This is a genomic window from Clostridium isatidis (genome assembly GCF_002285495.1).
GTDB lineage: Bacteria > Bacillota > Clostridia > Clostridiales > Clostridiaceae > Clostridium > Clostridium isatidis.
In genome coordinates this window covers 1,075,265-1,087,496 of record NZ_CP016786.1, presented here as the reverse complement: position 1 = coordinate 1,087,496, position 12,232 = coordinate 1,075,265, and the positions used below count along the sequence as shown (strand labels likewise).

General features: G+C 28.2%; 10 protein-coding genes and 3 pseudogenes. 11 read left to right on the top strand and 2 right to left on the bottom strand.

All coding sequences use genetic code 11. The features are described 5' to 3' along the window. Positions 1 to 7 precede the first annotated feature (7 nt). The 3 genes and pseudogenes from BEN51_RS14140 to BEN51_RS13795 all read left to right on the top strand — a co-directional run. Positions 8 to 94 (top strand): annotated as a pseudogene (locus BEN51_RS14140) (phage antirepressor); the annotation flags it as partial. A 112-nt stretch (positions 95 to 206) separates the two neighbouring features. Further along, positions 207 to 625: pseudogene (locus BEN51_RS05140) on the top strand (IS1595 family transposase); the annotation flags it as partial. 77 nt (positions 626 to 702) lie between these two features. Continuing rightward, entirely contained in the window at positions 703 to 840 is a 138-nt protein-coding gene (locus BEN51_RS13795; RefSeq protein ID WP_164704089.1) for a hypothetical protein, read from the top strand. A gap of 399 nt (positions 841 to 1,239) precedes the next feature. Here the strand turns inward: BEN51_RS13795 and BEN51_RS14080 are convergent, their stop codons facing one another. Continuing rightward, positions 1,240 to 1,362 carry a hypothetical protein gene (locus BEN51_RS14080; RefSeq protein ID WP_257789690.1) on the bottom strand — a complete coding sequence of 41 codons (123 nt, stop codon included), beginning with the start codon at positions 1,360 to 1,362 and terminating at the stop codon, positions 1,240 to 1,242. Positions 1,363 to 1,522: 160 nt separating this feature from the next. Then, entirely contained in the window at positions 1,523 to 2,281 is a 759-nt protein-coding gene (locus BEN51_RS05135; RefSeq protein WP_119865007.1) for an SDR family NAD(P)-dependent oxidoreductase, read from the bottom strand. A gap of 566 nt (positions 2,282 to 2,847) precedes the next feature. Between BEN51_RS05135 and BEN51_RS05130 the strand changes: the two genes are divergently transcribed. The 8 genes and pseudogenes from BEN51_RS05130 (at position 2,848) to BEN51_RS05100 (ending at position 11,340) form a co-directional block, all read left to right on the top strand. Beyond that, on the top strand, positions 2,848 to 4,446 hold the full coding sequence (locus tag BEN51_RS05130; protein ID WP_119865006.1) for a hypothetical protein: 1,599 nt from the start codon (positions 2,848 to 2,850) through the stop codon (positions 4,444 to 4,446). A 5-nt stretch (positions 4,447 to 4,451) separates the two neighbouring features. After that, positions 4,452 to 5,609, top strand: a complete 1,158-nt coding sequence (locus BEN51_RS05125; protein WP_119865005.1) for a hypothetical protein — start codon at positions 4,452 to 4,454, stop codon at positions 5,607 to 5,609. 242 nt (positions 5,610 to 5,851) lie between these two features. Continuing rightward, a complete protein-coding gene (locus BEN51_RS05120; protein ID WP_119865004.1) occupies positions 5,852 to 8,539 on the top strand; it encodes a DUF4116 domain-containing protein in 2,688 nt (895 codons plus the stop codon). 178 nt (positions 8,540 to 8,717) lie between these two features. Beyond that, positions 8,718 to 8,927, top strand: a complete 210-nt coding sequence (locus BEN51_RS05115) for a hypothetical protein (protein WP_119865003.1) — start codon at positions 8,718 to 8,720, stop codon at positions 8,925 to 8,927. A 33-nt stretch (positions 8,928 to 8,960) separates the two neighbouring features. Next, a pseudogene (locus tag BEN51_RS14180) lies at positions 8,961 to 9,128 on the top strand (pPIWI_RE_Y domain-containing protein); the annotation flags it as partial. Between the two features lie 36 nt (positions 9,129 to 9,164). Further along, entirely contained in the window at positions 9,165 to 9,779 is a 615-nt protein-coding gene (locus tag BEN51_RS05110) for a restriction endonuclease-related protein (protein WP_472298033.1), read from the top strand. Positions 9,780 to 9,802: 23 nt separating this feature from the next. Continuing rightward, complete coding sequence (locus BEN51_RS05105; protein WP_164704133.1) at positions 9,803 to 10,621, top strand: pPIWI_RE_Z domain-containing protein; 819 nt, start codon at positions 9,803 to 9,805, stop codon at positions 10,619 to 10,621. Between the two features lie 158 nt (positions 10,622 to 10,779). After that, on the top strand, positions 10,780 to 11,340 hold the full coding sequence (locus tag BEN51_RS05100) for a hypothetical protein (protein WP_119865000.1): 561 nt from the start codon (positions 10,780 to 10,782) through the stop codon (positions 11,338 to 11,340). Positions 11,341 to 12,232 lie beyond the last annotated feature (892 nt).

Sequence of the window (12,232 nt, the reverse complement as noted above, 5' to 3'; positions counted from 1 at the left end):
TGTCCTGTCTACCATTCTTGTTGGAGAGCTAGCAAAACTAATAAAACAAAATGGTGTAGATATGGGACAAAACAGATTATTCAAATGGCTAAGAGGCAGATATATTTTATAAATAAGTTTATGAAGACATTGGGAGGATAGGCTCAACTTATGTTAAAAGAGCACCAAATTTAAATTTGTTGCTCTTTTATTTTTTATAATACCACCTTAAATATGCTAAATGTATGTTGAGCGGTTACTCTATAAGAAAATCTGCCGAAGAAGTAGAAATTAATATAGCAACTTCCTTTTAATGGCGACATAAGATACTTAATTGTATTAGTGGGTTTCTTGGTGTAGGCTCTGTTGATGGTGTAGTTGAAGCAGATGAAGTTTTCCATAAAGAGGATATATATCATATAAATCACATAAATAGTCTACATTCTAATTTAAAGAGATGGATGTCGAGATTCAATGGTGTGGCTACAAAATACCTTGAAAACTATTTAAAGTGGCACAAATGGATAAATATATTCAGCACAGAAAAAGATACCGTAAGAATTAAAAATTTGATAGTTCATAGTAATATAGTACATAGTTATACTATGGTAAGGAATTTAAAACAAGGCAACCTATATTTGTATAAATTCAATATAATTAACACATTCACTGGAATTATAATCCAAAACAGTATATAATTATATAAATTAAAGGAGGCATAATATGATTGAAATTGTTTTTATGATATTAGGAATAACTTTTGCTTGTATGGGGCTATATATATTCAAATATAAAAAGTTTAATATAGCGTATATGTTGTTTTATGCAAAAAGTATTGAAAATATCCTGAAAAAAAATTAGTAAAAAATAAAAATGAGGTTGCACAGTTTATCGGGAAAGTTTATACGGTTTTAGGAGTTTCAACTTTCCTTATAGGGTTAATTTTTTTAATTTTCAGTATTTCTGAAACATATATAATTATTCCTTTATTAACTATAGCAGTATACATTCTCTATAATTATTTTCATATAAATAAAATAGTTGAAAAATAATAATATTCTTATTGTACAAACTAAGTAGTAAAGTGGACAATTAAACTTGTCCACTTTACTACTTAGTTTTATAACAACATTTATTTGAAACAGAGCTAAATATTAAAAAACTTTTTAAATGCCTTGGCAATACCATCATTATCTACGGTATCTGTTACATAATGGGCAACTTCCTTAATTTCTTCTATAGCATAATCCTATTGGCCTTTTACTTGTTCCAGCAAATAAACTCATTTAACACACGTATGGTTTCTTGTGTTGGATATAGTAATCCATTTGGTACATTGATCATTGTTCCATCAATATCAAAAAAGGATATTTTCTTACTCATTTTTCTCATCACCCCATATAATTTTTAAAATTATGCTTACATATAACATACAATATAAAACTGCCATATTTTTTCTAAATTCAAAAATTAAGGGACTGCCTCAAAATGAGACAGCCCCTTATCTATTAATATGTTTAAATTAATAATATATTTATTTTCATTATACGCAAGTATAACCGCCATCTATCGGAAGGATAACCCCTGTTACATATGATGCCTCATTACTTGCAAGGAATATAGCTCCTGCGTTTAATTCACCACTATTACCATATCTTCCTAGAGGTACTGTGGCTTTCATATAAGCTGAAAATTCATCTGTATTAAGGGTATCAGCAGTAAGCTCTGTTTCAAAGTAGCCAGGGCAAATACAATTACAAGTAATATTATATTTTGCCAGCTCAGCTGCAACTGCTCTTGTGAAGTTTACAACTCCACCCTTAGATGAGTGGTAAGCAACAGTGTCTATAGCAGTATTACCTACTAATCCATACATAGAAGATATATTAATTATACGACCATAGTTATTTTTCTTCATAATATTTGCAAAAGCACGTGTAACATAGAATACACTAGTTAAGTCAGTATCTATAGTGAAATCCCACTCTTCATTAGTCATCTCAAGTACTCCGGCATTCTTTGCAGAACCGGCACAGTTAACTAAAACATCAACTTTACCATATTCTTTTTCAGCTTTCTTTGCAGCTGCATCAACATTATCAGAATCTGTAACGTCACATTGAATTGGTAAACAACGAACGCCCATTTCACGAATTTCTTTAGCAAGTGCTTCAAGTTTTTCAATTCTTCTTGCAGTAATGACTAAATCTGCCCCCTGTCCAGCAAATCCTTTTGCCATTTGTGCACCTAAACCTGAAGAAGCACCTGTAATTACAACAACTTTTCCTGTTAAATCAAACATAAAAAAACCTCCATAAATAAATTCTCTTTGTTAATTATTATACAATTATATTGTAAACCTATAACATAAGGTTGTCCAGGTAAATTTTAGGGGAAATATATCATATTTCCAAAAAAGACTGTTTTTTGTCAATTTTTGCATATAATTTTGTTAAATTAAGAAAAAAGATTAGAGAAGTAGGGTTAAAAGTAAATAAAATTTTTATTAAATTGAGTTTATTATCTTAGTTTATAGATAATATTGTATATTACTTGGAATAAAAGTTCCAATTATGTTAAGAAATTAACTTAGAATTGGAGAAAAAAAAGATAGTCAAGATAGGGGACACTTCAAATCACAAACTGCTATAAAAAATAAGTGTGATGATATATAAGGAATATTTGATTTTCAAAATATAAAGGAATTTATCTAATTTTGTAGAATTATCTATAATATTAGATAAAATATGGATTTTTAATATAGACATATTTTTGCTAGTTTGAAAATAGAAGCAAATATTAAATTTTCATATAAAGTAGCATTTAAAGGCTTCAATATATTAAAATTATTTTCAAAGGAGATTTATTATGCTAAAAACAACTCAAGAGATACCTTTAATTAAGTTAGAAATTAATGACGACAATGATATAACTAATGAGGTATATTCAGATGAATCTTTAACTGATTTAAAAGAAATAGAATTTGAAATGATAGCTCCTGTAGATTTTACTGACAAAAGAAAGGTTGAAATTTATAAAGGAATTAATGAAATTGATGAAAGATTGGCAGTAATTAAACAAAAGGTTGAAGAACTAAATACAGAAATTGATAATTTAACCTGTCATGCAGACGGCTTAGACTATACTATAGCTGTTGCAAGTGGTATTATAGCTGGAGCAATTGATATCCTTTATGTTGGTGATTTTTCACTTGAAAGAGGTAAAGAGTGGAGCAATGACAAAGTTAATAACTTTGTAAAGGATTTAGCAAAGAAAAAAGGATATGAAGGAGATGACCTTAAGGGAGCAATAAGATATCTTGAACGTTATGGAACGCCAAGTGATAGCGTGACAGCAGAATTTGGTGGGGGTCTGCAGCATCATTTAAGAGACTTTGCTCACCATCCAACTCCTGTTGGATTAATATTTTCCTTACTTACTCAGTTTACATCTATGTCATATGGAACAAATACTTTAGGTGATTTTCAGGTTGTGCCTGTTAAAAACAAGTCCTTTATAGGCAAAAACTTCCCTGAAAAGATAATATTTGGACTTGTCTATTGGTTTTTACATATGGCAAGTGATATGGCAGGTTCTAGCAATAATCCAGGCAAAGGAACAGGATTACCAGGGCCTATATTATCTCTTGTAAAAGAATTGTCCTCTCTTCCAATCTTTAAAAATAGTAAGACCATTCAAGAATTAAGAGTTAACATATCTAAATTGTTTAATGGAACCTTGCTAGCAAAAAGAGATGAAAATGGTAAAATTATGAGGGATTCAAATGGAAAGTTATTAACTGAGAGATTTGATTTAAGGGCAGAAATGGGTGTGGCACACGAAATTGGCAGACAAGCCATTCCAGTTGTGGTCAATGAAGCCCTAGTTAGGGGGTTCTATTTCCTACGTCGTTTAATACAGCAATTAAAAGAAAAAGATAGTATTAAGGATATTGAATGGAAAAAAACATTACCTTTTAAAAATAGAACTATCGTCAGAATGATGACAATTGCATCGGGCACATTTACTGCAATAGATCTAGCCGATGCAGGTATTCAAGCTGTAATTAAGTCTGGAGGTTTCAACCCTGCAACCCTTGGTAATTTTATATTAAGGGTGAATTTCGTTGGTGTTGGCCGTTTTGCTATTGCTGTTTCTTCTGATTTAACAATGGGGATAAAGAAAAGCAAAAAGGAAAATGAAAGAATGCGTTTAAGGGGAGAGGGATTACAACTTTTAAATGCAAAAGTATTCTATAAAGAAGCTGATATGTGGATTGTAGCAGAAAGTACTAATAAAGCAATAGAAGAAGTCTATGGAATGATGGAAAAGGCTGCTGAGGAATTTGTAGATGCCTGGGGTGAAATAAGAGGAGGCTCAGAAAAAAGAAGAAAATACATTGAAAAGATAAAAGAAAAGGACAGTGATTTTTCAAAAGAACTGTTAGATTTGATTAATTGGGGGTAATGAAGATGAATGGAAAATTAAAGGTTCTAGATATAAATACTATAAAACAAGAAGATTTGCCTGTTGTACTTTCATCACAGTTTGATAAGCTTACTGTTTTAGAAACTAATGTTCAAAAGGCAGTAAAATCGGCAGTAAAAGCCAAGGAAAAGGCCCAAGATGCACAGGTAAAAATGGGTATTTTTAATTATAGTAAAAAAGAAGCAATAAATTTGCTTCAATCAGCCTCTGAAGGTTTAGCAGAGGGCCTAATGACAGCAGCGGAAGCACAAAAGGTTTCTTTTGAGTATCAGACAAAACTTACTGAAATTACAAAGTTCTTATTCGGCCTAGGTGTAAGCAACATAGCAATGAATAGAAGTGTTGTAAGAGAACTAGAATTAAAATTAAAAGGTGCTTCAGAAGAAGAAATATCAGATTTAGCAAAGCAAGAGTTAAGAAATGTTATTCTCCAACTTAAAGCTCAAGAAGATATTATGATTAAACAAGAGGAATTAAAGGGTAAGGTAAAAAATCACCATTATCAACTTGAGAGTATAAATACACAGCTAGATAATATTGAGAAATTAGAGGAAGAGCAGGATACTCTAATATTCTCCCATTCTAAAAAGTTATTGAAATATGAAGAAATTTTCGAAGAACAAAACAAAAAGAATGCATTACTTAAAGAAGAAATTAGTGATAATACAAGTAAAATAAATGAACTTGAAAATTCATTAAAACAACAGGGACAACTATTCTTAAAGAAAAACAATGCTTTTGATAAAAAGTACTCTGAAATAACAAAAGAGCTACAAGAAGAAGTATCTGATTTAACAAATACTACAAATAAAGATAGGGAAACAATAAAAAATGATATTTCTTCACTTATGGAAAGTATGAATAGAGAAATATCACTAGTTAAAGAAAACTTACATAAAACTGAAACTGATTTATCCAATGAACTTAATTCAATTGAGGAAAAGCTAATAAATACTATTTCCGAGTTAAAGGAAGAAGTCTCAAAGAAAGATAAAGAAGTTAACAATAAACTTACAGATTTAAAAAATAGAATAGATAACCTTGAAACTCTAACAAGTAAAACCGGTTGGAAAATTGGGATTTCTATTGTTGCAGCAGGTTCTTTAATTCTTAATATTCTACAAATATTTGGTATTATCTAAGGTTTAGTATTTATTAAATAATATAAATATTAATCGGATGTATTTAGGTATAAAGGAATATGGTATAATAATTTTCCAATAACAGATAGTGAATTTGAAGAAAAGCATTATAGTAAAGTAGAGAATTTATACAATTATAGAGTTACATATAAATTTAGTGTGTAAATAAAATACAAAATATATAGGAGCTTATTGGGTGGAAAGTATCCAAATTTTTAATAAGTGATTGGGGGTGGCTTCCAATGGATAATACTGTAAAGAAAATAAAAAAAGATGGACTTCTATTAAAAAACATACCCAAAAAGGAACAAACACTAGAAATATGTAAAGTGGCTATTAGCCAAAATCCAAAGGCCTTAAAATATGCATCTAGAAAATGTATTGATGCAAAAATTTGCTTGAATGCTATCCAGCAGGATGGAAATGTATTTCCGTACATTCCAAATAAGTTTATTACAAAAAGCATGTGCTTGTTGGCTATTCAGACTAATGCAGATTTACTTAATTATGTTCCTAAAGAATGGAAAACGAGTGAAATATGTTTGTTTGCAATAACAAAGAAGCCATGGACTTTTTCATATGTTCCTGAGGGGATAAGATATGAGGTATTTAATAAAGAAACTCCTGTAGAACTTCTTAATAGTATAGTTAAATATGATATAAGTTGGTTAAGATATATGCCTTTTTCTCAGAATGGCGTAGATATATGTTTAGCATATATTAAGAAAGACTTGTCTAATTCTAATTATATTCCTAAGGAGATAAGGAAAAATAAAGAAATCTTATATTACCAGAAAGCGCAAGGAAAATTAACTGTACTTAGTAAATTATATAATTCCGAAACAAGGCTATTTATGGCGAAAACAAAGGTAGTTTATGACAGAAGGCCATTCTTTTTTGATGATGATAGAATAATTGATAGTTCATATACTGTCATAGCTGAATTCCAGGATTTTGATGAATTTTACAGTTTTGTAGATGAAGATTTATATGATGCTGAATTGCGAGAATATAAATTTGAAGGTATAGACTTAAAAAACTACAACATAGAAGGAGCAGTGATTCATCATGATGTTTTGATAAAACAAGGGTTATTTGATGGCAAGTATTTCGATGAGTTAAGGAAAGTTATAGAATGCATGGATTTTTCTGAATTTGAGAAAAACGAAATTAGTTTAGTTAGTGAATTTAATTATCTAAAGCCAGTGGATGAGGATGGATATAACGAATTTGATAACAGTCAAATACCGCTTTTCTATATAAGTGATATTCATCTATGCCATAGACTTTTACATAAATTTAAAGAAGGAGCAACCAGGGAAGAGATAAGATGGTTTATTAAATTATTAGCACAGAAAATGATTACATCAGTAGGAACCCTTCCTAACGATAGCTATCTATTAATTGCTGGGGATACTTCTTCTAAATTTGAGATAGCAAAAATATTTTATGAGGAATTATTAATTTATTTTAAGCCCCAAAATATTGTAGTTATCCATGGTAACCATGAACTTTGGGATCCTTGGGATGAAATTGAAAACAATATTCAGTTATATCGTAAATACTTTAAAGGACTAGGAATCACATTTCTACAAAATGACTTACTTCTGGTGAATGACAAACATGAGCAAATTATACTTAGTGAAAAAGAGATTCTTGAACTAAGTAATAAAGAATTAAGGGCAAAGGCACAGAATTGTTCGATAGTCTTGCTAGGAGGTATTGGATTTAGTGGCCTAAATAGCAAATACAATGCAACTAATATGAGATATGGAAAATCCTTTGAGGAACTAGTATCTGCTGAGGAGGCACTCAGAAAGGATATCTCTGAAACCTATAGATTTGATAATATATATCGAAAATTGTTACAGTCCATTCCTCGTAATAAGGTTATAGTACTTACACATATGCAGAAATGGGATTGGAATTCAGAACCACATAATCCCAACTGGATTTATGTAAATGGACATAGTCATCTTAATTACTTCGATATCAGCAATAATATGGTGGTTTATGCGGATAATCAAATTGGTTATAAAACAGAAACTATAGGACTGAAATACTTTTATATTGATAATGAATATGATATTTTTACATATTTAGAAGATGGAATTCATGAAATAACGAGGGAGCAGTATTTAAGTTTCAATAAGGGTAAGCTAGTAAAAATATCATTTAGTAGAGAAGGTGGTCAGATTTACATGATAAAGAAAAATGGAAACTATATGTTCTTTATTTATTGTTTATATTCTGAGCGCTCAAAAAATAAATATCTTTACTTATTGAATGGGGGTAAATTGATTAAGTTATTACGTAATAGCCTAGGAGATTTACAATATTACTATGATACTATTGATATATATAAGGAAAATGTTCAGCAATTATTGAAGCTCTACACCGGTTCACAGAAGATAATCTCTGAGTTCGTAAAAAAACTTGGCGGATCTGGAAAGATTCATGGTTGCATAGTAGACGTAGAGAAACCAGGAAATTTTGAACAATATTCTTATTGCCACTTGTTTGTTAATCCAATAGATGGTAAGGTCACACCTTATTTTGCATATGATGTAAAATCCAGAATTATTTACAAGGATTTCAAATCCTTAATAGAATCACAGAAATCATGTAAATTATTGAAAAAGAATTACACAAGACTTGAAAATGAACAGAATTTAAGTATACCTATGCTACAATATTCTTCTAATCAGTTGGAAAAATGGGAAAATGAAAGTTCTTTGTATGATGAGGGAAGTTATCTTTATAAAATTTCAAAAATAATTAAGAGTCTGCAGTATATTACTGAAAAAGGTATTATTCGATTATGGAATGAAGACCTGCTAAACTATGATTTTGTTAATCATACTAGGGATGCAAATAGAATTGAGGATATGATTGACGATAAATTAATTTTGGAGGTGACTGGTGACTAGATTTCTTTGTAGAGAATTAATAAATAACTATAATAAGTAGTAAATTAAAGGGTGTAAACTTTGTTTGCACCTTTTAGTTTACATGGAGTTTGTTAGAAATATATAATTTTGTATTTTTTTGTATTTAATATATAATATAATGAAATAGGATTCTTATTATACTGTTGAGGTGATTATTATGGAAGAAAATAATGTTTCTAAAGATGAAAAGATAATTTATTTGATATCAAAAGGAATTATAAAACTCTATGAAAGTAATAAGCAGAATTTTGTAGAGTTACCCAGAGAGTTAAAAAGAGCAATAAATATTTTAGCAGCAAATAAAAATATATTTATTGAAGATAGAAACTGTATGGTAGATTTATTTTCAAAAAATATTTGTGAATAGTTAAGTAAAGATAGTAAATTTAAAAATGAAAAATTTATAGAAGATGGGAGTCCAACAGATTTTTGTTATGAAATAGCAATTGATACCAATGATCTTGAAGGTGAATTGGATCAAAAAATTATTCTAGATGTAATAAGTGATTTTAAAGCTTATGGAAAAGAAGAGGACTATAGACTATTTAGAACATTCTTAATAAAAAATCCAATTTCAACAAGGGATAAAATAGATGATTTTATTATGAAAAATAGTAAGTATGATTCAAAATTAAAGAAAGTATATGCAAAGATATATGAATTTTATGAAGACATACCTAAACATTACATAATAAAAAACAATATAGAAGTATGTAATTATTGTAGTTGGACAATAATTAATAAAAATAATGATAAGTACTGTATTTCTGAATATTGCAAAGCTAATATGGGAATTGAAAAATCAAAGTGTATCCAATACGAAAGTAATAAGGTAAGGATTAAAAGAGGGGTAATGCGTTATATATCACTCCCAGGGATACCTGAGATAAATTTAAATAATAAGTTAGAAAAATTAGGAGTGAGTGTAACATTATATCCAAATTTTGATGAATATGATTTGGAAATTTGTTTTAGTATTGATAAATGGGCAATAGATGTTAAAGATTATGGTAATCCGTATATTTTGGTAAGTAAAGTGAAAAGTTTTGAACCTAATAATTGTGAAAAATCCTTTATAGTAATTCCTGATAAAAGATTTATTCTTAATAAGGATTATAAGGATATATTATTAAGTAAGAATCCAATTGGATTTGAATACATTATTGAGAGAGAGCTAATTAAAAAAGTAAAGGAGAAAATCAATAATGAAAAACTATAATAAATTATTTGAAGAGGTATTAAATTATTATAAAAAAATTTTTTTCTAATGAAAATAAAGGAAGGATAGAAGCTATAGTCAAAACAGAGGTCTTTATCTATGTGTTAGAGCATCTTGGATACAAGGATATGGATATAAGCAAAGCATGGACATTATTAAGTGGTTATCATAAGAATGTAAAGTCAACTATAAATATAAAGAGAGAGCATATTAAATTTATAAATAAAGCCAAAGGATTTTTAATAGATTTAAGCGGATCAACAACATATAGAAAATATTTAGATATATATAAGAATTTTTCAGAAGTAAATAATTTACTATATTTCATAGAAGATAAAGATGAAAAAGTAACTTTCAAGGTTAATCTTTCAAGCAAATTGAAATCTAGAAAGGACATGATTGAGAAATTATTGAGGAGTAAAATTGAAATAGAAAAAAGTAATATAGTACTTTATAAAGAAAAGTATGGAATATTTAAAAATAATGGAGGTGAGGAAGGAGTAAATTTTACAAGAAGTGAAAAGGAACTAAATGAGTTCGAAAAACAAAATGTAATTAGAGATATAAAAAGAGAAAAGATTATTGTTAATAAATCAGAACTATTGGAAACAGCTAAATTTATTGATTCCAAAATTAAATATCGAAATTATACCGAAAGAGTTAGTAATATAACTTTTGATGTATTAAGTAATGAAGGTATAGAAAAAAAGGATCATATAACTATAGATGGATTATTTAATTTAATCGGAAGAGTAGGATCTGGAAAATCTACTTTAGTAGAAGTATTATCATGTAAATTGGCCCTAGAAGGTAAGAAAATTGCAATTGTTGTAAATGGTTAGCTCCTTTGTTCTTACATATAAATATAAGTAGTTTATTTAATATAAATCAAAAAAAGATTATGACAAATGATTTAAGTTAAAGATATTAAATTATTATTGGCTTCGAAATTTTGTAAGAGAGAAGATCACTATGGTATGGAAGATTGGAGAAGATGAATATGAACGAAGAGTATAATATGTTTTTAAGTAATTATATGAATGTAAATGATCCATTAAAAGATAATAATATTATTCATAAATTATCAGTAACAACGGCGCATTATGTATATAGGAATGGGCCAATTGAAGATATGCATGCAAATAGAAATAAAAAAATATATGATGATGATATGAAAGTATTAAACAAGCTTATTGTGAACAGGCTAGCTACTATATTCAATTTTATATTGGACAGAGATAAAGTAGATTATATAAAAGAAACATATGATTATGATAATATAAAACAACAATTAGTAAACGTAACATTGTTATATGTTTTTGAAGAAGGATTTAAGAAAGAAAAAGTAATAATAGAGAATTTGGATGATAATGATTTAAAAATGGTGTATGATTTTATGAAATTTAAATTAGAAGTAGTATTTAATATTATTTTGGAAGGAAAGAAAGAAGATATAAAAACATTTTTGTCTTATGGAATATTATTTGGTCAATCTTGGGATTATGCAAAACCGGAGGAGTTGGCGTTTGAAGAATTTCTAATCAAATTAAATGTAATATAATACAAAAGAATATTACAGGAGTAATTTGTAGTCAAAGAATATTAATATAAGTCTCATAGTGAGATGCATATGATTATTCTATTGATATTGGGAAAAAGGACCAAGTTACCTTGCAATCAAGGCTTTAATAAATGGAGAAAAATTTGTAAGATACTATAGTTGATGCGCTAAATACAAGAATAAACATTGATTCGTAATTGATGGTTGATATAATTGGAGTGATAATGCTAAATACAGGGAAGAACATATAATAATCATTGAAAGTAAAAAGGTCGCAAAATTTTATAAAGAAAACTTTGATAGATTAATGAATGAAGTTATATATGATGATAATTCAATAAGATCTGTGGGATAGTTATTATTAAAAGACATCTTTAATGGATGTCTTTTTTAGATAGGTTATTAAACTAATAAATTTATAATATTAATATATTAATTAAATAATGTTAAAGAAATTATTATGAATATAAAAACGTCAATAGACTTAAATATTGAACAAGCATATTTATCTGAATGGATGAAACACAAGCAATTAGAGAATTAATTGCAAATGCTATTGATGAAAAGCTTGATAAGGACGTAATTATAGAAAACGTTCTGAAGAAATTTATGAAATAACAAATTTTGGGACCAAAATTGAGCCGGATAATTTTGTTATAAAAGAAGGAGATAAATCAATAAAAAAGGTAAGATAGATAAATTTAGTATTGGAATGAAAGATGCTATAGCTGTTTTGATGAGTAGAAATATATATATATCGATATATTTACCAGCAAATATAAAGATATTCCAGTATATAAGAATAAGTGTAGCCTAATTAATGATAAGTCAATTTTTGTTGAGGTGTATCCTAATAAGCATTTATGGAAAGGGACACAAATTTTTATTAAAG

Excerpts from the sequence above, each read along its gene's own strand:
- BEN51_RS05135 (WP_119865007.1), bottom strand. The coding sequence starts at position 2,281 with ATGTTTGATTTAACAGGAAAAGTTGTTGTAATTACAGGTGCTTCTTCA.
- BEN51_RS05120 (WP_119865004.1), top strand. The coding sequence starts at position 5,852 with ATGGATAATACTGTAAAGAAAATAAAAAAAGATGGACTTCTATTAAAA.
- BEN51_RS05115 (WP_119865003.1), top strand. The coding sequence starts at position 8,718 with ATGGAAGAAAATAATGTTTCTAAAGATGAAAAGATAATTTATTTGATA.
- BEN51_RS05100 (WP_119865000.1), top strand. The coding sequence starts at position 10,780 with ATGAACGAAGAGTATAATATGTTTTTAAGTAATTATATGAATGTAAAT.
- BEN51_RS14080 (WP_257789690.1), bottom strand. The coding sequence starts at position 1,362 with ATGAGTAAGAAAATATCCTTTTTTGATATTGATGGAACAATGATCAAT.
- BEN51_RS05110 (WP_472298033.1), top strand. The coding sequence starts at position 9,165 with ATGAAAAATAGTAAGTATGATTCAAAATTAAAGAAAGTATATGCAAAG.
- BEN51_RS13795 (WP_164704089.1), top strand. The coding sequence starts at position 703 with ATGATTGAAATTGTTTTTATGATATTAGGAATAACTTTTGCTTGTATG.
- BEN51_RS05130 (WP_119865006.1), top strand. The coding sequence starts at position 2,848 with ATGCTAAAAACAACTCAAGAGATACCTTTAATTAAGTTAGAAATTAAT.
- BEN51_RS05125 (WP_119865005.1), top strand. The coding sequence starts at position 4,452 with ATGAATGGAAAATTAAAGGTTCTAGATATAAATACTATAAAACAAGAA.